Source organism: Verrucomicrobiia bacterium, assembly GCA_019634635.1.
Lineage (GTDB): Bacteria > Verrucomicrobiota > Verrucomicrobiia > Limisphaerales > UBA9464 > UBA9464.
Map to the genome: position 1 here is coordinate 81,288 of JAHCBB010000017.1, position 21,173 is coordinate 102,460.

At 67.5% G+C, this 21,173-nt stretch carries 18 protein-coding genes; 8 read left to right on the top strand and 10 right to left on the bottom strand.

Translation table 11 applies throughout. The annotated features are described in order from the left end of the window. Positions 1-43 precede the first annotated feature (43 nt). From KF791_12835 to KF791_12850, 4 genes are all read left to right on the top strand, one after another. On the top strand, positions 44-2,062 hold the full coding sequence (locus tag KF791_12835) for a hypothetical protein (GenBank protein MBX3733468.1): 2,019 nt from the start codon (positions 44-46) through the stop codon (positions 2,060-2,062). 95 nt (positions 2,063-2,157) lie between these two features. Beyond that, a complete protein-coding gene (locus KF791_12840; protein MBX3733469.1) occupies positions 2,158-5,088 on the top strand; it encodes a PQQ-dependent sugar dehydrogenase in 2,931 nt (976 codons plus the stop codon). A gap of 20 nt (positions 5,089-5,108) precedes the next feature. Beyond that, a complete protein-coding gene (locus KF791_12845) occupies positions 5,109-5,504 on the top strand; it encodes a hypothetical protein (protein MBX3733470.1) in 396 nt (131 codons plus the stop codon). Beyond that, the gene (locus KF791_12850; protein ID MBX3733471.1) at positions 5,501-6,397 is read left to right on the top strand and encodes an alpha/beta hydrolase; all 897 of its coding nucleotides are present in this window, start codon (positions 5,501-5,503) and stop codon (positions 6,395-6,397) included. The genes KF791_12845 and KF791_12850 overlap by 4 nt, the downstream gene beginning before the upstream one ends. Here KF791_12850 and aroC read toward each other — a convergent pair. From aroC to radC, 3 genes are all read right to left on the bottom strand, one after another. Continuing rightward, positions 6,346-7,455, bottom strand: coding sequence for a chorismate synthase (gene aroC, locus KF791_12855; GenBank protein ID MBX3733472.1), 1,110 nt, complete (start codon positions 7,453-7,455; stop codon positions 6,346-6,348). The genes KF791_12850 and aroC overlap by 52 nt on opposite strands. A 121-nt stretch (positions 7,456-7,576) precedes the next feature. Continuing rightward, the gene (lpxA, locus tag KF791_12860; GenBank protein MBX3733473.1) at positions 7,577-8,371 is read right to left on the bottom strand and encodes an acyl-ACP--UDP-N-acetylglucosamine O-acyltransferase; all 795 of its coding nucleotides are present in this window, start codon (positions 8,369-8,371) and stop codon (positions 7,577-7,579) included. Between the two features lie 20 nt (positions 8,372-8,391). Next, complete coding sequence (gene radC / locus KF791_12865) at positions 8,392-9,102, bottom strand: DNA repair protein RadC (protein MBX3733474.1); 711 nt, start codon at positions 9,100-9,102, stop codon at positions 8,392-8,394. 185 nt (positions 9,103-9,287) lie between these two features. On the opposite strand from radC, the gene KF791_12870 reads away from it, so the two are divergent. Beyond that, on the top strand, positions 9,288-10,292 hold the full coding sequence (locus tag KF791_12870; protein MBX3733475.1) for an ATP-binding cassette domain-containing protein: 1,005 nt from the start codon (positions 9,288-9,290) through the stop codon (positions 10,290-10,292). A gap of 76 nt (positions 10,293-10,368) precedes the next feature. Here KF791_12870 and KF791_12875 read toward each other — a convergent pair whose 3' ends face one another. After that, positions 10,369-11,217 (bottom strand): type II secretion system protein, encoded by an 849-nt coding sequence (locus KF791_12875; GenBank protein ID MBX3733476.1) that lies wholly within the window; start codon positions 11,215-11,217, stop codon positions 10,369-10,371. A gap of 925 nt (positions 11,218-12,142) precedes the next feature. Here KF791_12875 and KF791_12880 point away from each other — a divergent pair. Beyond that, positions 12,143-13,942, top strand: a complete 1,800-nt coding sequence (locus KF791_12880) for a glycosyltransferase family 39 protein (protein ID MBX3733477.1) — start codon at positions 12,143-12,145, stop codon at positions 13,940-13,942. Positions 13,943-14,128: 186 nt separating this feature from the next. Here the strand turns inward: KF791_12880 and KF791_12885 are convergent, their stop codons facing one another. From KF791_12885 to hemB, 5 genes are all read right to left on the bottom strand, one after another. Then, positions 14,129-15,325: an ABC transporter permease gene (locus KF791_12885; GenBank protein ID MBX3733478.1), complete on the bottom strand. Its 1,197-nt coding sequence runs from the start codon at positions 15,323-15,325 to the stop codon at positions 14,129-14,131. Between the two features lie 13 nt (positions 15,326-15,338). Continuing rightward, entirely contained in the window at positions 15,339-16,604 is a 1,266-nt protein-coding gene (locus KF791_12890; GenBank protein MBX3733479.1) for an ABC transporter permease, read from the bottom strand. A 7-nt stretch (positions 16,605-16,611) separates the two neighbouring features. Continuing rightward, entirely contained in the window at positions 16,612-17,547 is a 936-nt protein-coding gene (locus KF791_12895; protein ID MBX3733480.1) for an ABC transporter ATP-binding protein, read from the bottom strand. Positions 17,548-17,949: 402 nt separating this feature from the next. After that, a complete protein-coding gene (locus KF791_12900; protein ID MBX3733481.1) occupies positions 17,950-18,546 on the bottom strand; it encodes a hypothetical protein in 597 nt (198 codons plus the stop codon). Positions 18,547-18,776: 230 nt separating this feature from the next. Then, the gene (hemB, locus tag KF791_12905; protein ID MBX3733482.1) at positions 18,777-19,781 is read right to left on the bottom strand and encodes a porphobilinogen synthase; all 1,005 of its coding nucleotides are present in this window, start codon (positions 19,779-19,781) and stop codon (positions 18,777-18,779) included. 124 nt (positions 19,782-19,905) lie between these two features. Between hemB and KF791_12910 the strand changes: the two genes are divergently transcribed. After that, positions 19,906-20,208: a hypothetical protein gene (locus tag KF791_12910; GenBank protein ID MBX3733483.1), complete on the top strand. Its 303-nt coding sequence runs from the start codon at positions 19,906-19,908 to the stop codon at positions 20,206-20,208. Continuing rightward, entirely contained in the window at positions 20,205-20,576 is a 372-nt protein-coding gene (locus KF791_12915) for a hypothetical protein (protein ID MBX3733484.1), read from the top strand. The genes KF791_12910 and KF791_12915 overlap by 4 nt, the downstream gene beginning before the upstream one ends. Before the next feature lie 100 nt (positions 20,577-20,676). On the opposite strand, the gene KF791_12920 is transcribed toward KF791_12915, so the two are convergent. Further along, the gene (locus KF791_12920; protein ID MBX3733485.1) at positions 20,677-21,090 is read right to left on the bottom strand and encodes a lipid-A-disaccharide synthase N-terminal domain-containing protein; all 414 of its coding nucleotides are present in this window, start codon (positions 21,088-21,090) and stop codon (positions 20,677-20,679) included. Positions 21,091-21,173 lie beyond the last annotated feature (83 nt).

Consider the following 21,173-nt stretch of genomic DNA (forward strand, 5'->3'; position numbering starts at 1 on the left):
CCTTCCCCCTTTCATCACCGCGCTCCGGTGTCTAGTCTTGGCCATGCGCTGGCTGTGGATGTTGCTCCTCATGTCCGGACCGTGGGGAACGGTCCGGGGCGGCCTCCCGCCAGAGGATCTTCGAACGGTCCGGACACGCGACGCAGGAACACCGCGTTTCTTCGAGCCGCCGGCCGATCCGGTGGCATGCCGGGACCTGATCGCATCCGCCCGCGCCCGCATCCTGACCAGCGCCGGCCTGGATCCCCTGCCCCGGCGAACGCCCTTGGAGGCGCGACGGTTCAGCCGGTTCGATGGCGACGGCTACACCGTGGAGACGGTGCTGCTGCAGCCATGGCCGGGGGTGTTCCTCGGCGGCAACCTCTACCGCCCCCGGTCCGGCCTGGCACCCTTCCCGGCCGTGTTGCTGACCCATGATCATCTGGATGATGGACGGCTCGCCGCGTCGGCGGATGCCGGGATTCCCGGTGTGTGCATCGCCCTCGCACGCTCGGGATGCGTCGTGTTCGCCCAGGACCTGATCGGCTACGGCGATACCGTGCAATTCTCCGGCGGGTCGGAGCCTGGAGCCCCGTCCGGCGAACGCCATCGGAAGGCGTTCCGTGATCCCGCGTACGTCCTTTGGAACCTGAACCTGCTGGGACAGCAACTTTGGAACAGCCTCTGCGCCGTGGATTTTGTCGCCGGGCTCGACGACGTGGATCCGGAGCGGATCGGCGCCGCCGGCATCGGCACCGGCGGCCTCCAGACCATCCTCCTGGCGGCGGTGGATGACCGGATCCGGGTGACCGTGCCGCTGGCGACCGTCTCCCACCTGCACCAGGGCTCCTGTGAATGCGAACAGGCCCCGGGCCTGCGACTGGCATACGACAATGCCGCCTTGGCCGCCGCCACCGCGCCGCGCCCCCAGCTCCTTGCCGGTTCCATTGCGGGTCTGACCCTGAACACCCCGACCATCGAGGGGCCCTCCATCGCCCGGGTGTACCACGCCCTCGGCACCACCAACCGCTTTCGGACCGCACTCGTCAACTCCCCGCCCTCCGGGCTGCAGGCCGGCTGGGAGGTTGTCGTTCCCTGGATGTTCCGCTGGCTTCACGGGCGGTCGCTGTCGCCGTCGCCGGTGCCGGTCACTCCCGCCATCCCCCCGGTCACCATGTTGCGCGGGTTTCCCGACAACCGTCCGCGACCCGGCGCCTTGTCGGAATCCGACTTCGCGGCCTCATGGATCGCAGAACGTCAGCGGCTGCTGGCCGAATTGATTCCGACCGACGCCGCCACGCTGGACCCTTACCTTGAGACCCTCATGCCGCTGCGGGAGCGCCTGCTGGGCGCCGCCGAGGCGCATCCGGCGCCCCTCCTGATTGAGGGCGCGTTTGGACGCGAGGGCCGGGGCGACCGGGTCGAGCGGCTCCTCCTGATGCCCGGGCAGGGCCCCTTCGACACCGCGGTGGTGTTGGTGCATCCCACCGGCCGGGCCGCCATCCGACCCGGTGGCGACCGGGAGGGATTCGCCATCCAGCTTCTGGAAGCCGGGATCCCGGTGCTCGCATTCGACCTGTTCCAAACCCGCGATCCCGACGCCACCCTGGCGCATCACAGCCCGCTGGTTGGAAATTTCACCACCGACAATCGCACCCTCGCCCAGGAGCGCGTTCACGACATCCTCGCAGCCATCGCCTACATGCGGGAAGTGGTTCAGCCGCGACGAATCGTGCTGGTCGGTGACGGCATGGCCGGATGGTGGACCCTGCTGGCCGCGCCGGCGGCGGATGCGGTGGTGGCCGATGCGGAAGGGCGGGATTGGGAGGACGACGCGGTCCTGCTGGCCGCGGACCGGTTGGTGCCCGGCATCCGTCTGATCGGGGGTGCGGACGGCGCCGCATCCCTCACCGTTCCCAGACCGCTTTGGATTCACCACACAGCGGGCCGGTTCCCGGCGGCGGCAACCCGGGCAGCCTATGGAGCTGCCGATGCGGAAGACCGCCTGACCCTCGCCCCGGAGCCCGCGGGTGAACGCGCCCTGTTGCGCTGGATTTTGAAACGCGCCACCTCGTCGAAATGAAGTGCCCTGAGCTTGTTCCCGTTGCTGTCCCTCCCCGGCCCTCCCCACCGGGGCCGACCGCCTTGCACCTCCCCGGTTTGCGGCGAGGATGGCTCATGCGTCAGGCCGGCGCCCTCATCCTGCTTTGCCTTTCGATGCTGACCGGCGGCCCGGCACTTCCGGAGGCACAAGCCCAGCGGATCGTCCGCACGCCCCCGCTGATCCCGATCGAACCCCCGGCAACGGAATTCGTGCTGGTGGACGCCTTTCCGGAGGTTGAATTCCCGTTTCGGACGGATCGAATCGTCGGACTGGCGGTCCCGCCGGGTGCGACCAACGAATTGTTCATCACAGGGCAATCCGGCCGCGTCCTGGTCATCACCAATCTGCTGGCTCCGACCCGTACCGTCTTCCTCGATCTCAGTGCCGACACCTATTCCGAGGGGGAATCCGGGCTGCTTGGGCTCGCCTTTCACCCAAACTACCGGGTCAACCGGCAGTTCTACGTCTACTACACGCGGACCAACCGGGAGATCAGCCGGACGTTCATCACCCTGTCCCGCTTTGTTAGCGACCCCGCAAACCCCCACCGGGCCCTTCCCGATTCCGAGCAGGTGCTGTTCGCCCAGGCCGACCGTGATCCGATCCATCAGGCCGGGGACATCCACTTTGGTCCGGATGGCTATCTCTACGTGCCCATCGGCGACGAGGGGGCGCAGAACGATCCCTACCGCACCTCCCAGCGGATTGACGGCGGTCTATTCTCCGGGATTCTCCGGCTGGATGTGGATGGCCGGGCCGGCAGCCTGGCACCGAATCCGCATCCGTCCGTCGGGACGGGGTACTGGATTCCGCCGGACAATCCGTTCATTGGAGCCACCACCTTTCTCGGCCGGGCGGTGCGCCCCGAGGAGGTGCGGACCGAGTTCTGGGCCGTGGGCCTGCGCAACCCCCACCGGATCCACTTTGATCGCCAGACCGGGGAATTGTACGCCGGAGACGTGGGCGGGACGCGGCGCGAGGAGGTGAACCGGATCGTCCGGGGCGGCAACTACGGCTGGGTGCATTTTGAGGGGTCCCTCACGAATGAGGTCTCACCCTACGGCCCTCCGCCCGCGGGAATGGTCCACATCCCGCCGCTGTACGAATACACCCGCAGCGGTGGCGACCCCAACCTTCAGGGGCAGGCCGTGATCGGTGGCGTGGTGGTTCGCGGCACCAACTACCCCTCGCTTACGGGAAAATACGTGTTTGGTGACTACGTGTCCGCACACCTCTGGTCCATGACCTTCCAGGGCGCCGCCCGGCCGGTGGTCACCAAACTGCTCACCGCCGACTACGGACCCACCGGGTTTGGTTTCCACCCCGGCACCGGCGAGGTCCTGGTGGTGCAGCGCAATGGTGGACGCATCTCGCGCCTGATCCGGGCCACCGGCGAAGGCACCACCCTGCCTCCGACCCTCAGCGAAACCGGGGTCTTCGCCAGCCTCGCCGGACTCGTCCCCCGGGCTGGGATGGAACCGTACGACGTCGCGTCCCCCTTCTGGTCCGACCACGCCATCAAACGCCGCTGGTTCTTCTTCCAGGACGCCACCTCCACAATCCGCCGCGACGGCGCCGATCAGTGGACCTTCCCGGCCGGAACCGTCTGGGTGAAGCACTTCGACATCGAGCAGATCCGGGGCAATCCCACCACCCGGCGTCGCCTCGAGACGCGCTTCCTGGTGAAGTCCGGCCAGGCCGCCCACGGTTTCACCTACCGGTGGCGGGAGGACAATTCCGACGCCGATCTCGTGCCCGACGAGGGGTTGAACGAGGAACTCTACATTGAGGACGCTGGCGCCGTGCGGACGCAGATCTGGCGGTACCCGGGACGCTCCGAATGTCTGATCTGCCACAATGGCGCCGCCGGCTACGCCCTCGGCTTCAGCACCCGGCAGCTGAATCTTGCCTCGACCCGCAACGGCACCCCCGTCAACCAGTTGATCCACCTGAGCCAGCTGGGAGCGCTGCAACCCCCGGTGACGGATCCCGCCTCAATGCCCCGGCTGGTCGCGCTCGAGGACTCCACGGCGGACCTTGAGCACCGGTTCCGATCCTACCTCGATGCGAACTGCGCCTACTGCCACCGGGATGGCGGCGTGGGCCGCGGCAACTGGGATGCCCGTTATGAAATCCCGTTCGGCAGCTCGGGCATCATCAACGGGCCCGTCACCGAAGACCTGGGGATTGACGGAGCGCGCATGATCCGTCCCGGCGACTTTCGCCGGTCCATCCTGTGGCAGCGCATCGCCCAGTCGGGGGCGGTCCGCATGCCCCCGCTGGCCACCGACCTCATCCACAACGACGCGGTGGATCTCCTCCAGCAGTTCATCACGGGCTCCACCTACATCGTCGCCCGACACCTTTTCTACAACGCATCGGCCTTCGACGGCGACGATCCCTCGCCCAACGCTGCCGACGACCGGGCGATCGCCATCAACAAGGAGGTCCTGTTCGCCGGCCGCCCGTCCACACTCGGCAACATCTCCAGCTATCCACGCGGGATCAACGGCCTGATGCTCGACATTTGGCGGCTTCCCGCCCTGCCGCTGGCTTCCGACATCCGGGTACGGGTCGGCAATGACGACCGGCCGGCCGGCTGGGCTGCGGGACCGGCCCCCTCCAGCATCACCCTGCGCCGGGCTGCCGGTGTTGCCGGATCCGACCGCGTGACGCTCCTCTGGCCGGACGGATCCATCAGCGACCGCTGGGTGGAGGTCAGCCTCCTCCCCTCGCCGCGCACGGGCATCCAGTCCGCCGACACGTTTTACATCGGCAGTTCGCCCGGCGACACCCTGGACGACTTCGCCAGCCCCGGGGTCACATCGAACGACCTGATCCGGGTGCGGATGAATCCCCGCAGCGCGTTGAACCCGGCCCCCATCACCTCGCCCTTCGACATCAACCGCGACCGCCGGGTGGACTCCCTGGATCAGGCTGCCATCCGGATGTTTGAGACCCGCGGCCCGACGCTTCGACTGATTGATCTGAGTCCCGTGCCCTGAATCCATCGCCCCCATCGCCGGTGTTCATCCCCACACTCGTCCTGACGCTGCTCGGTGCGGCGATGCCACTGGTCGCCCTGGTTGGCGGACACGGCCCGGAGGACCCGTGGCGCGGCACGGGACTGCTCCTGGGAGTCTGGGGGTTGTCGCCATTTGTCCTCTTCCCGATCGCCGCGCGTGCCGCCCGGCGCCGCTGGGTGGGCCGCATGGTGCTGGCGCTCACCCTCATCGCCGCCGTTTTTGGCGCCGTGGGATACCTCGGGTTGCTGCCACGACGGCCCGGCAACGCCGGCTTGCTCCTCGCCGCATTCCTTCCGGTCTGGCAGTGGCCCATGGCCCTGCTGGCCGGAATCCTAGCCGTGTTCGTCCCCTCGGAGGAACAGGAACGCGCCATGGATGAAACCGCCGGGGAATGAATACGGGCCGCCCGCCGCCCTTCTCCGGACACGGCGCCGACAGCGGACGACTCAGCCTGCAGGTTCACGGCAAGCCGGAGGCGACCGCACTGATTTACCTGCCCGGACTGCACGGGGACTGGACGCTCCTGGGCGAATTTCGTAACGCCGTCCATCAACGGGTTCGCCTCGTGGAGTTCGAATACCCGCGCACCAGCATCTGGACTCTCGCGGATCACGCACGGGCGGTTCAGGCGGCGCTCAATTCCGCAGGCATCGTGGAAGGATACCTGCTCGCAGAATCCTTTGGATCCCTAGTGGCCTGGGCTCTTCTGGAGTTGCCGAACACTCCCACCAACTTCCGGATCCGTGGAATCATCCTAGCCGGAGGATTTGTCCGGTACCCCATCCCGCGGCTTGCGCGGCTGGCCCGAGTCCTTGGCCTCAGACTGCCCGACGGCCTGTTGCGCCGGTTGCTTTCCGGTTACGCCCGGGTCGCAGGCCTCTTGCATCGCCGATCTCCGGAAGCCCGCGCCGGCATCCAGGAGTTTGTGAGGAGGCGTCTGGAACCGGGGGATCGGGATGCCGTCATGCACCGGTTGCAACTGCTTGCCGCCGCGGATCCGCGTCCGGTGGCTGCAACCTGCACGATACCGGTCTGGAGTCTGACCGGCTTTGGGGATCCGGTGGTCCCCTGGCCGTTGGTCTCTCCGTGGCTGCGGCGCCGGGTCCCCGGGTGGGTTGGACACCGCATAATCTGGGCGTCCGACCACACGGTGCTCGCCACGCGCCCGGCAGCCGCCGCACGTATCGTCCTCGAATGGATCCGAACCGATGACCCCCAGTCCGATCCTGATCCGGATCACGGCGTGGCTACAGCACCCGGGGAGAACGGGCCACATTGCGCCTCATGACGCAGCGCATGGTCCACCAGCACCAGCGCGGTCATGGCCTCCACCATGGGGACGGCCCTCGGCAGCACGCAGGGATCGTGGCGTCCACGACCCTTGAGGGTGGTGTCCTGAAGCTGGACGTCCACGGTGTCCTGTTCGTGCATCACCGTGGCCACCGGCTTGAAGGCCACCCGAAAATAGAGGAGCTCCCCGTTGGAGATGCCGCCCTGGACGCCGCCACTCCGGTTGGTGCGGGTCCGCACCCGGCCGGCGACGTTGTGGAAGGCATCGTTGTGCTGGCGGCCCGTCAGCGACACGCCGCCAAACCCGCTGCCAATCTCGAACCCCTTGGTTGCCGGCAGCGACAACATCGCCTTGCCCAGGTCGGCTTCGAGCCGGTCGAACACTGGAGAACCCCATCCCGGCGGCACTCCCCGGGCAATGCCGGTGATCAGGCCGCCGACGCTGTCCCCCTCCGCCCGCACTGCCTCAATGCGCGCGATCATCTCGTCCGCAACCGCCAGGTCCGGACAGCGCACCATGGTGGCCTCCACCTGCTCCCGGGTGACCGTCGCGTGGTCCACGGTCGCCTCCAGATCCTGCACCCGCGAAACCCACGCCAGCACGTCCACCCCCCAGCGTTCGCGCAACAGCTTGCGCGCAATCGCGCCGGCGGCGACCCGACCGATGGTCTCGCGTGCGCTGCTGCGACCGCCCCCGGGCCAGGCACGAATTCCGTACTTGGACTGGTAGGTGTAGTCCGCGTGCGACGGCCGGAACTTGGTCGCCATCTCCGAATACGCCTCGGGACGCTGGTCCTCGTTCGGCACCCACATCGAGATCGGCGTGCCAAGGGTCCGTCCCTCAAATGTCCCGCTCAGGATGCGGATGGTGTCGGACTCCTTGCGGGGCGTCGTGATCCGGGATTGTCCAGGCCGGCGGCGATCCAGTTCGGGCTGAATATCCTCCTCGGTCAGGGCCAACCGGGGAGGACAGCCATCCACAACCACCCCGACACCACCCCCATGGGACTCCCCCCAGGTGGTGATCCGGAACAACTGACCGAAAATGTTGCCCATGCCGCCCGCGCAGCATGCCGCAAGGCAGACCGCACACAAAGCGGGATTGCGGCGGGTGAATGGTTGCGTGCGGTTCCATGACGCCGGGTTAATCCGGGAACCGCCCCGGCTCCACCCCGCGTCATCCCCCAACCGACGCCGCGCGCCCTGACCCCGCGCAGACGCCCCGGCGGCTGGACTCGACGAAGCGAAGCAGTTCGTCCACGAGCGGATGCCCCCCGAGCGATTCGCGGACCGCGGCCAGCGCGACGACGCGGCGGTCGCGCGAGCGGAACAGCCGGTGATACGCCCGGCGCAGGATCAGGCGGTCCTCGGCGGAGACACCGGCCCGGCGGAGACCGACCGCATTCAGCCCGCCCAACCGGTTCTCACCCCAGGCCACGCAGAACGGCGGAAGGTCGAGGCTGATCGCCGAGCCACCCTGCATCAGGGCGAGCCGGCCGATCCGGCAGAATTGATGCACCAAGCAATTGCCCGAAACAAACGCCCGGTCCCCGACCTCCACATGCCCCGCCAGAAGTGCGCCATTGGCCAGAACCGCGCCGTTGCCCACCCGCGCATTGTGCCCGACGTGACTTCCCACCATCAGCAGGTTTCCGTCCCCGATCACCGTATCCTCGGTCTCCTGGTTGGAGCGATGGATCGTGGCGTGCTCGCGAACCGTGTTGTCGTGCCCGATGCGCAGACGGGTCGGACCGCCGGCGTACTTGGCATCCTGCGGCGCATCCCCGACCACGCAGCCGGCGTGGAAACGGTTGCGGTCGCCGATTTCCGTGTGACCGGTCAGGTAGACCCCTGGACCGATGTGGTTGTCCGCCCCCAGCACCACCTGCGCGTCCACAACCGCATGAGGGCCGATCTCGCAGCGGAGGCCGAGCCGGGCGGCGGGATGGACGCAGGCGGTGGGATGGATCATGCGGCGGCGCGACGAACGCCTTACGAGTAGAACTGCCCGAGTTCCTTCAGCGAACAAAAATCCCGCGACCGGTCCGCACCCGGCCGTCCGATGATGATATGGTCCAGCACTTCGATCCGGAGCAACTGGCCGGCCCGGATCAGGTCCCGCGTCGTCCGGAGGTCGGCCTCGCTCGGGGTCGGATCCCCGGTGGGATGGTTGTGCGCCACGATCACGGCATGTGCGCCGCCAATGATGGCGGGCCGGAACACTTCGCGGGGATGGACCAGCACGCTGTCCAGCAGCCCCCGGCCAACCTCCTCGATGCGCATCAGGTGCCGGCGCGTGTCCACCAGCAACACCACAAACCGTTCGGTGTCGAGGAGCGACAATTCGTCCCGCAACAACCCCGCCACGGCATCGGGGTGGTCGAGGACCGGACTCGCGCGCCGCTTCTCATCCGACAACCGGGCCGCCAGCTCGAATGCCGCCTTGAGCACCACCGCCTTGTCGCGCCCGATGCCCCGCACCGCGACCAGCTGGTCCACAGGCGCCCGCGCAATTCCTCCAAGCGCCCCAAACTGCTGCATCAGCCGCTGCCCCACCTCCACCGCCGAGGCACCGGAAACCCCGGTCCGCAACAGGATGGCCAGCAGTTCCGGACTGTTCAGCGCCCTTGCCCCGCGCTCCAGCAGGCGCTCCCGGGGACGTTCCGAAACGGTCATTTCGTGGATCCGAAGCGCAGACGTCATGGCGGTCCCCACCCTGAGGGGGCCCCGTCCTCCAGGCGAACCGCAATGGATCCCCAGATTTTGCGACACGATCTCCATGACCTGTCCCGCCGGAGCGATCGGATGCGGGTCCGAGAATCCATGATCCGCCGCACCCGGGTGAATTCCATCTGGCCTCCCTGCGGGTCCGGGCCAGACTCGCCTCAATGGCGGTGATCGAAGTGGAGGGATTGACCAAGGCCTTCCGGACGGCGCGGAAGGCCCCAGGGCTCGGCGGGGCCATCCGCGGACTGTTTCGTCGCGATTATGAAACCGTTCACGCCGTCAAGGAGGTCAGCTTCCGCGTCGAGGAGGGCGAGTTCGTGGGCTTCCTCGGGCCCAACGGTGCCGGCAAGACGACCACGCTGAAGATGCTGTCGGGTCTGCTGTATCCCACCTCCGGCGCGGCACGGGTCCTCGGATTCACCCCATGGGAACGCAAGGACGGCTACCGGCGTCAGTTCGCACTGCTGCTGGGGCAGAAGAACCAGCTCTGGTGGGACCTGCCGGCCCGGGAGTCGCTGCACCTCAACGCGCGGATCTACGGCCTGCCTCGGGCGGATGCGGAACGGACCGTGGAGGAAATGAGCACCCTGCTCAACGTGCGCGAGCAGCTCACGACACCCGTCCGGGAGCTGTCGCTCGGGGAGCGCATGAAGTGCGAGCTGATCGCCGCCCTGCTGCATCAACCCAGGGTGTTGTTCCTCGACGAGCCCACCATCGGTCTGGACGTGGTCTCCTCCCAGGTCGTCCGCGAGTTCCTGCGCAACCACAATCGGACCCGACGCACGACGATCCTGCTGACCAGCCACTACATGGCGGACATCCGCGAACTGTGCGAGCGGGTGATCATCGTGGATCACGGCACGGTCTTTTTCGACGGCCGTCTCGACGCCATTCTCGACCGCTTTGCCCGGTACAAGATCGTGACCGTGCGGTGGGATCCGGCCGGGGCCGCCACGATGCCTGCGGTCCCGCCCGGCGCGGGCGAGGTGCTCGAACGTCTGCCCGACGGGGTCCGGCTGAAGGTGGCCCGAGACCGCGTCATCCCCGCCGTGAAGCTGCTGCTCGACGGCCTTCCCGTGAGCGATTTCAGCGTCGAGGAGGTGCCGATCGAAAACGTGATCCGCCAACTGTTCCAGCGCGAGGCCGCCGCTGCCGCCACGCCCTGAGCCCAACTCCGTGGGGCAAGGCTCCCGCCGCGCCGTACGCAGCAAACAAAGGGACAGCGCAACAGGGATGCCCGCTTCAGTAGAAGCTTGTCCAGTTGCCGAAGTGCCGCCACACGATCCGCGGGCGCCGCGCCAGGTCGGCGTGACCATCGGCAAATCCACGGCTGATGGACTCGGCCTCTCCGCCCTGGATCTGAAAGCCGGAATCCACCCGTCGCGTCGGGTGGCCGCCCCACGCCTGGGAGAGATTTGTGATGAAGCCGTCGCGGTAAAGCGTGTCGGTGATGATGGGACTGACCGAGGCGCCGGGGTCTTCCAACCGCGCGGGCCATCCCTCATCGAACGCGTTGGTGTTGACCCGCGTTGTGTTGGCCGTGATGCGAAACCCGGCGCGACCACTGCGGGGCACCCACCAACTGTGCTGCATGATGGCGAATCCAAACGGCCAGCGCTGATCGTAGTAGAAGCGCAGGTCCTCGTTGCTCGCGAGGGCACGCCGGCGATTCCGCTGCAGCCAGGTCCGCGCCTCGGTGAGCTCGCCCGGCCGTGCCGGGCAGAAAAACATCGGCACCGTCAGGCCATACTGCTGCATCCCCGATACCAGGGAATGGGCGACGTCCCACGGGTTGTTGCCAATCTCGCCGTAGCTGGGCAGACGGCCCCGTCCGTCGTCATTGGCGTAGAGATTGGCCGCCAGAGCCCATTGGCGGAAATGGGAGAGGCAGTTGGCCTCGAGCGCGCGGCGACGCGCCTTGGTCAAAGCCGGCAACAGCATGCCGGCGAGGATCGCAATGATCGCGATGACCACCAGCAACTCAATCAGCGTGAAGCCCGGCAGAAACCTCCGGCGAGGGCCCGGAACCCCTCCCGGAACCGCAGGACAGAACAACCTTTTCATGGGGAACCACTCCACCTTTCGCCTCATCTACCGACGGTCAATGCAATTCTCCCCGGACACCCGGACCAGTGCGCATCGGACAGAGGGACAGGTCAACCGCTCAGCCCGCTCCGGTGGGTCGGCCCGCTTCGGTGGGGCAAGGCTCCCGCCGCGCCGTACGCAGAACCACGAGTTCACCTGGCGGAGACTCCTGACGCGAATCGGGCGATTGCCCGAGCGCCTCAAGTCCTCTTGGGGCTCACGGCCAGAGGGACAGGTCAATAAGGGTGCCCGCACGGACAGAGGGACAGGTCAACCGGTCGGCCCGCTCCGGTGGGGCAAGGCTCCCGCCGCGCCGTACGCAGAACCACGAGCTCACCTGGCGGAGACTCCTGACGCGAATCGGGCGATTGCCCGAGCGCCTCAAGTCCTTTTGGGCCGGGCGACTCACGACCAGGGGACCGGACAGAGGGACAGGTCAACCGCTCAGCCCGCTCCGGTGGGGCAAGGCTCCCGCCGCGCCGTACGCAGAACCACGAGCTCACCTGGCGGAGACTCCTGACGCGAATCGGGGCGATTGCCCGCGGCCAGAGGGACAGGTCAATAAGGGTGCCCGCACGGACAAAGGGACAGGTCAACCGGTCGGCCCGCTCCGGTGGGGCAAGGCTCCCGCCGCGCCGTACGCAAAACGACAGGCTCGCCTGGTGGAGACTCCTGACGCGAATCGGGGCGATTGCCCGAGCGCCTCAAGTCCTCTTGGGGCTCACGGCCAGGGGCACAGGTCAATAAGGGTGCCCGCACGGCCAGAGGGACAGGTCAACCGGTCGGCCCGCTTCGGTGGGTCGGCCCGCTCCGGTGGGGCAAGGCTCCCGCCGCGCCGTACGCAGAACCACGAGCTCGCCTGGTGGAGACTCCTGACGCGAATCGGGGCGATTGCCCGAGCGCCTCAGGTCCTGATGGAGCGGGTGGGATCATGCAATGCTCCACGAACCCTTCCGCATCCCGGCAAAAATGCAGCGCCGCCCCACCCGTGGGCTGGTATGTCTTCACTCCGGCTGCGACCATCCGCCCCGTCCTGAAGACACATTGGCAACCCGGAGTCGGGACACCCCCGGAAGTTCGGCGCGGGCTCCTGACGGCAGCCGTGCTGTGGTCCATCGCCTGCGTCGGGGGCCTGCTTGCGCGACCGCTGCTTCCCCTGGATGAGACCCGCTATACGGCAGTGGCCTGGGAGATGTTTCGGGACGGCCAATGGCTCGTGCCGCACCTCAATGGGGTTCCCTATCATCACAAGCCACCCCTCCTCTTCTGGCTGATGGGCGCTGGCTGGAGCGTCCTGGGCGTCCATGAGCACTGGGCAAGGCTCGTGGCGCCCCTCCTGGGACTCGCCGCCCTCCCCCTGACCGCCCGGATCGGGCTCCGCCTTTGGCCCGACCGACCGTCGGTTGCCGCCCTGGCTCCCGTCCTCCTCGCGGGCACCGCGCTCTTCGCACTGTTCTCCAGCCTCATCTTTTTTGACCTGCCCCTCACCATGGCGGTGCTGCTCGCCTGGCTGGGAGTGCTGCGGGCCGCGGACGGCCAGGCGATCTCGGGATGGGGCCTGGCCGGCCTTGGCATCGGGCTCGGCATCCTTTTCAAGGGACCCGTCGCCTTGCTCCATGCCGGGCTCCCGGTGGTCCTGGCCCCCATCTGGTTGCCGGCCGGACCCCGGTCATGGGCCCGATGGTATGGCGGCGGACTGCTGGCCCTGGTGACCGGCGGAGCCATCGCCCTCGCCTGGGCAATCCCCGCCGCCCGAGCTGGCGGACCGGAGTTCTCCCGGATGCTGTTCTTCGGTCAGCATGCCGGCCGCGTGGTGGGATCGTTTCAGCACGCCAAACCCATCTGGTGGTACCTGGTGATGCTGCCCGTCATTCTTTTTCCCTGGACCCTTTGGGGCGGCACATGGGAGGCGGCGAGGGGAGTCCGCCAGCTCGTCAGGGAACCGGGAGTCCGGTTCATCGCCAGCGTCGGGGTCGCCGCGCTTGTGATCTTCTCCCTCATCAGCGGCAAGCAACCTCAATACCTCCTGCCCCTGTTCCCAATGGTGGCGCTTCTGCTCGCGCGCGGCCTCGACGCGGTGCCGTTCCAGGACGCGCGACCGGCCCGGGGAATCCTCGGAGGCCTCGCGATCGCCGCGGGTTTTGGGATGCTGATCGCCCGGCCGGCGGCAGCAGGCCTGGACGGACGCGGCATCACCTCCATGTCGCTCGCCAATGCCCTCGGCGATTGGAACCCCGCCTGGGGCCTCCCGGTGGCCATTTTGGGAGTTCTGTTCCTCGCGGACCGGCCGCGCCTGCTGCACTTCCGGGTCGCCACCGTGGCGGGACTGTCCGTGTGCCTGCTGGGACTCGGTCAGGCGGCGTTCTTTGGCGCCCAGCATGATCGGTATGACCAGGGCCCCACCGCGCAACGGGTGGCGGCAGCGCAGGCTGCCGGACGCGCAGTCGGCGTTCTGGGCGGCTACGAGGGGCAGTTCACCTTTGGCGGCCGCCTCAATCGCGCGGTGGACGCCCTGACCGAGACCGGGGCACAGGCCTGGGCCGAGCGGCATCCGGACGGCTTGATTGTTGCGATCCACCGCCGCCGGCCTGATCCCGCCCTGCCGGTCCAGCCCGAGTTCATCTTTCCCCACCGCGGACGCCTCTGTTACGGCTGGCGGGCATCGGATCTGGTCGCCCTTGGAGACGCGTACCTCCGCGATGTACCGCGACAGGCAGTGGAGGATCGTTAGTGCATGAGGGGGCCGGGCCGAGGCTCCTGACGTAACGCTCGATCCCGTTTCTGGAATGCACGCGACAACTTCCGGGACGTGGACCGCCGCACCGTCGTCTGGATTCAGGACCGGGACCCTGGCGCCCAGATACGGACCCGCCTGCCTCCGGCGAGAGGCCTGCGGCCAACGAATCCACCGTCGCGCTCAACTGCGAAAGCAGCGGATGGCGGCGAGATTGGCGGCCGCGCCGAAACCGAACAGCACCAGCAACGGCTGCCGGATGCCCGACCATCCGCTGCCAAACGTGATCAACTGGTGCAGGGCGTCCATGGCCCACCCGGTCGGCAGGGCGTGCGCCACCTGCTGCAGCGCGGGGGGCACCAGCTCAATGGGCCACCAGCAACCTCCCAGCGCGGCCATCACCAGACTGACGAGCACACACAGCCCCACCACCTTGTCCTCCGCACGAACCAGGGATCCGATCAGGACGCCCAGCGACGCCGCCACCCAGGCGTAGGTCATCAGCACCAACAGGAGGGCCACCGGGGCTCCCCCCATCGGGACGTGGAACAGATAGCGCCCCGCCAGAAGCAACACCCCCACCTGCACGATGGCCAGCAACATCAGGCCATGGATCTTCCCCAAGACCAGGGCGCCGCGACCCACCGGCAGGGTCCCGATGCGGCGGAGCACCCCGCTCCTGCGCTCGCCCGAAACCGTCGTGCCGCCGAAAACCAGCAGGTTCATCATCAGGTACATCACCATCACTCCGGGCAGCGAAAATCCGAAGCCGCTGGGTGCCGGCCTTCGCCCGGCGAACGCGGACTCCAGACGCACGACGGGTGGACGCTCCCGCAGGGCGCGCAACGCCCCGGCGTCGGCTGGCTCTCCCGGGTGGGCCGCCGCCAGTTCCACCAGGTCCGAGTTCATCGCAATCAAAGCCCGCGCCACACGCAGCGCGACCAGGGCCGATGCCGGGTCCTCCTCGATCCCCTTCACCGTGAAGGTCTCCACCAAACCCTGGCGCCCCGCACGGATGGTCCGGCTGAAATCGGCAGGCACCCGGATCCCGCGGCGCGCGCCGGCGGCATCGGAGGGCGGCAGGACGTCCAGACCCTGAGCCCCCAAACCCTCAAGGAACACCGACCCCAGGGGACCCTCATCCAGGTTTTCCACGAGCACGGAAGGCCGGGGCGCCGACGGCGCACCGGGACCCCGGTTCGCGAATCCCATAAAGAACACAAACGCGACCGGCATCACGAACAACCACACGACCAGCGCCCGATTGCGCAGGAACATCCGCAGGTCGTTGTGGCCGATCAGCAGCATCGCCCGCAGCATCCGCCGGCACGTTGCGAGGCGACGCTCCGGGGCGCCGCGGTCGTGGGGTGAGGATGGCATCACAACCCGGAAGTTACAGGGTTCCGCGACGCAACCGCCGACGGAAACCCCATGCGGCAACGGCGCCCAGCAACAGTCCGGTCGCCGCGAGCTTCGCCGAGGCCGCCAGACAGGTGACGGCGCCCGCGTCGTCAAACTGCACGCTCCGAACCGCACCGACGAACCATGCCGGCGGCATGAGCGGTGTCACCTGCTCCCGAAGCCATGCCGGGAGAGACTGGGCGGGAAAGGCGCATCCGGACAACAATCCCAGCAGCATGAGCACCACGCCGTTGAAGACCTCAACGCGGCGACCGGATCCCAGCATCGCGGCCAGAAACGCCAGCAGGCCGGCACAGAACAGGGAAAGGGTCAGGGTGAGCACGGTCATCGCCCCCGGTGAACGCCAGGCGATACCAAACAGGAGGGTGCCGCCGCCGAGCAGGATCACGGCGCCCAGCACGACCGCCACGAAGGTGAACAGGAACTTTGACGCCACGAACACCGCCGGTCCGGGCGGCAGGGTGCAAAAGCGCTGGAACGTACCCTGCTGGATTTCGCGCGTCAGATCCCGCATGGCGACGTCCGCAAGGAACAAGAGAAACATCGCCGCCAGGCCAGGGAGCAGGAACGCAAACAGATTGAACGGCGGCGCGGACGCCGTCGCGGAGTCCGTGGAGGCCGCGGATTCCTCCCGATACCAGACCGGAAGCGAACCCAGCCGCTCACCGAAACTGCCCAGGCGTCTCGCCGATGCCTCCACGGCGCTGGCGACCTCCGTCCAGCCCGGCTTGCGGTTGGACGAGAAGAGCCCGTTCCAGAGGGCGAGGTCGTCCTGGAAGTTGCGCTGCACCGCGTCGAGCAGCGTGGTGCCGGTGGCGAGCAATTCCTCAACAACGGCCGGATGAATGGACTGCGCGGGGTTCTTGACCAGGGTCAATGCGACCGCGCGTCCCGCCAGGTAGTCGCGGGTAAAGCCGTCCGGGATGACGAGCGCGGCGCTCGCCCGGTTGTCCGTGACCCGCCTCAGGGCCTCGTCCCGGGGCAACACTTCGACGTCGAGGTGTCGGCCGGCCGACCCCTGGCCCCCCGCGCCCCGCACGAGCCGGCCGAGGAGCGAGTCCTCCTCGTCCACCAGCGCAACGCGGATGCGTCCAAGGCCGCCTTCACCGGGGTTGGAGCCACCAAACACGGCGCCCAGCAGTGCCGTCATGAGCAGGGGCACCCCCAGTTGGACGAGGTACGGCACCGGATTCCGCATGGCGCGACGCAGGTCCTTCGCGATGAGCGTGGGCAACATGGTCGTGTCACTCCCGGAGGTCCCGTCCGGTGAGCTGCAGGAACACCTCGTTCAGGCTGGGCTGCTTGAGTGTGAGGTTTTCGATCCGGATCGGGAGCGCGAGGAGGCGGCGCAGATCCCCGGCCGGATCGCGCGCTGCGGTGGGTGCCACGGTCAACTGGCGATCGGTCTTCCGCAGCACCCGAAACTCTGAGGCGAACCCGGGCCAGGTGGAGGGATCCTCATTGGCCCATGAGCCATCGAGCACAAAGACGCGCTCCCCGCCCAGGCGCTGCCGCAATTCCTCCAGCGTGCCCTCGGCGAACACCCGTCCCTTGTCCATGATGCCAATGCGGTGGCACAGGTCCTCGGCCTCCTCCAGATAGTGGGTCGTGTAAAGAATCGCGGTTCCTCCCGCCGCCAGCTGACGGATGAACCCAAGAATTCCGGCACGGGCCTGGGGATCAATGCCCACCGTGGGCTCGTCGAGGAGGAGCAGTCGGGGCTGGTGCAGCAGGGCGCATCCGATGTTGATCCGGCGCTTCATGCCGCCGGAGTACCGGCGCACGGGATCCGCGCCGCGATCCGTCAGGTGCAGCGCAACGAGCAGTTCCGCGGCACGGGCCCGGGACGCAGGGGCGGACAACCCGGCCAGCCGCCCCCAGAATTCCAGATTGTCGCGCCCGGAGAGTTCCTCATAGAGCGCCACCTCCTGCGGCACCACGCCCATGATCCGCTGGGCACGCGGTGGGTCCGCCCAGAACGGCTGCCCGTCCACCTCAATCTCCCCGGACTCGGGCTTCAGCAGTCCGGCGATGAGGGAAAGCGTGGTCGTCTTGCCGGCACCGTTGGGGCCGAGGAGTCCGTAGATTTCCCCGGCCCGCACCTCAAACGAAACCCCATCCACCGCACGCACGGCACCGAAGGAGCGGACAAGCGTCCGAACACTCAGGAGTGGATGCACCCGGCGAGCCTTTCCGCAATCTCCCCAGCTGGCAAGCAGCGGGACCCGTGGACTCCGGGATGCGGAATGCGTGCTGATTGTATGCGGACTGCGGAGAAACTTAGCGCGCGCGGAGCCGTTCGCTGCCCCAAATTGTTCAGCTCGCTGGAATGCGCCGTCGCTGGAACCAGCAAGGACGGCGAACCTTCAGCGCGGACAAGTGCTGAAAACCTCGAGCGCGCCGGACGGGGCCTCTGTCGAGAGCGGTCGAGACCCGCCCCCGGACGCGCTCCACCGCGCTTCCGCCATGCTCCGGGATGCACGATCCGGAGCCAAAGGTTATGGGCCGCCGCTGGAAGGAGTGACCGGCCCGGCAAGAATGCCCGCGGCGGCGGGACATCTTGCCGGGGAAGATGAAAGAAGCTACTGCCGACGGCGGCGCAGGACGAAGCCGGCGGCGGCGAGACCCCCGAAGATCACGGTCCACTGCTCGGGTTCCGGAACCGCGATGTGGGCGGTGTAGAGATTCGCATGACTCAGCTCGGGACCCGGATTCCGGTTGCCCTTCTGGATTCCCAAAGTGTCAAAATTGAGCGACTCGATGCCGTCCGCACCCCCATTGAACAAATACCAACTGTACGAGTTCCCCCCTTTGAGCCCCAACACAAAGAGCCCGGTTTGAGGCGTTGCAAACGTCAAGATTCCTTGAGTTGTCTCGGGATTACCGGTGAAAGGACCGAAATCGAGATCATCTGATTTGCCTTGGTACACCCATGGTTCCTGGGAGTAGGCGCCGAACACCTCGCTGAGCGCGGTCAACTCCCAGGAACTGCCATTGATGTTTCCGAGAAAGCTGCCCGCCGCAGCCAGGTATCCCGGATTGGCCAGGGTTGCAACGGAGTCAGTGGCTGCGACGGTGGCAAGGTTGGGGTAATCCGCCGAGGCTGGCACCGCGATGGCAACCGCCAACAACACGGCCGGGGTCAACGATCGAATCGAGTTGGAGCGTGAATTGTACATTAGGGATTTCAAATCAATTACAGTCTTAATCAGTTTTTGAGTCTCGGGAGCGGCATTTGCGCCCCGAAACGGCGCGGGAAAGTGTCGGATAAATTTCAATTCGCAATCCAAATCTTCCGGAGTGCCGCAACGTGGCGGGATCCGACGTGCGTGAGCAACCGCCGGACATCAACCGGGGATGGCGACCGCCTCGCCCATCATCCGCGCGGCCATCCGGACTCCGCCCCCCCTCAGCGGGGCCATCCCGCGGCGACCTCCCGGGCGAAGTAGGTCACCAGGACATCCGCACCCGCGCGCTTGATGGCGAGGAGCGATTCGTCGCGCGTGCGCTCCAGGTCGAGCCAGCCCAGACGGGCCGCCGCATGGATCTGGGAGTACTCTCCGCTGACCTGGTAGGCCACCAGGGGCAGCCGGGTTTCACGCCGCAATTCGGCAATCACGTCAAGGTACGGCCCGGCGGGCTTGATCATCAGCATGTCCGCTCCCTCGGCTTCATCCAGCAGCGCGTCGAGGATCGCCTCGCGGCGGTTGGCGGGATTGATCTGATAGGTCCGCTTGTCCAGGGAAGACGTCCCGGCAGCCGCCGCGCTGCCCACGGCGTCGCGGAAGGGTCCGTAATAGCTCGAGGCGAATTTCGCGGCGTACGCAAGGATCCCGGCATGCACGTTCCCCGAGTCATCGAGCGCCCGCCGAATGGCCCCCACCCGGCCGTCCATCATGTCGCTCGGCGCCACAAAGTCCGCACCCGCCCCCGCATGCAGCACCGCCATGGCCGCCAGCAAGGTTACCGTGGCGTCGTTGTCCACATCCCGCCCATCGGCCGTCAATACACCATCATGACCGTGGCGGGTGTAGGGATCCAGGGCGACGTCGGTAAACACCAGCAGATCGGGTGCGGCGGACTTGATTGCACGGACGGCGCGCGGGATCAGGCCCTCCGGATCCAATGCCGCGGATCCCCGGTCATCCTTCAACCCGGCCTCCGTCACGGGAAACAGGATCACGCCGGGAATGCCCAATGCCGCAATTGCGACGGCCTGCGCACCAAGATCGGCCAGCGGCCAGCGAACCACGCCGGGCATGGAGTCCACGGGATCCGGCCCCGGTCCACCGTCCTTGACGAACAGGGGGGCAATCAGGTCGGTGGTTTCCAGCCGGGTTTCCTCAACCAGCGCACGCAGGGCCGGATGCCTCCGCAAGCGGCGGGAACGACGGGCGGGAAACGACGAATGCATCGGGTGCGAGGGTATGCGGCGTCCCCATGACGGCAACGGAGTTTGTGTCGTCCGGCAGGCCGGGGGGGCGGCGTCCGCCAAGTTGGCATTGGAATCACCACGCTCCGCGGCCTAGCCTCGGGACATGGGTCCTCGACGCCCGTCCCTGATGCCCGCCCTCGCCGCCGTCCAGCTCATGCTGGCGGTGGTGCTGGCGGCACTGGCGGCGCTCCACATCTACCTCACGGTGCTGCACAATCGGCAGGCCCGCCGGCTGAAGCAATGCGAGGTCAACCGGCAGGCCTTCAACGGGCTGGTGCGCGAAACCTTCGCCTACGCCAGCCGCGTCAACCCCGCCCTGCTTCCCGATCTCGCCGCCGCCGGCTTGCGACTCTCGCCGACGACCAACGATCCGGCCGGGGTCCCGGTGACCCCGAGCCGCCCATGAAGGATCCGATGGAAACGTCGCCTTCCACCCCGGAGATCCCCGCCGAGCTCGACTCGCTGAGGCTGCAGGTCGCCGAGCTTCGCGGGACCGTACGGCTGGTGTTGCTGGGGCTCATCCTCACGACCGGCGGCCTGTGCCTGTTCCTCTACCGCCAGACCAAGCTGCTGCGCCACCAGGTGCTCGTGCAACAGGCCGCCGTGGTGCGCACCGAAGCGGCCATTGCTCCGGCACTCGGCCTGATTCCGAAGTTTCAACAGGTGGCCTGGAAGCATCCCGACTATGCGAGCAACGTCCTCGCGAACTTCGGGCTTCGGGCCCTCGCGCCGGACGGCCCGGCATCGGACACCGCCCCCACCTTGACACCCTGACGCGACGCCATGGGGCGACAGCAGGTGGGGTGAGGCGCTGCCGTACGCGCGGGCACCGGTGTGACGCCGCCCCACGACGGCTTCAGCCCACGAATCCCGTTCAGGTCCGCGGGCCGGACTCCTCGGGCAGCCTCCGGCCGCATTCCATGCAGAACCGGGCCTGCGGGGGATTCACCCGCGAACAGGCGGCACACGTCATGTGCGCCTTGAGGTGCCGGCGGTGAATCACCAGATTTCTGAGGTACGGGATCCAGTTGAACGCATTTGCGAAGATGAACACGGAGTTCCGGGCCGAGAAGATTGCGTAGGAAAGCAGCAGCCACGATCCCACCAGACTGAGCCACCAGAAGGCGGCCGGCACCACGACCTCCTTGCGCTTCTCCGTCGCATACCACTGGACCAGGAAGCGGGACATGAACGCCACGTTGCCCGTCCACCCCACGACCTTCCACCAGTGCCATTCGATGCCGAACAGCTTGCCGTCATGCCAGATCAGGGATTGAAGGGAGTCCATGGCAGGGCGACCTTCGGCGGGTCCGGACGGATTCGTCGAGTCCTGACTCCCGGCGGTTGACGCGGACCCAATGAACGAATGCT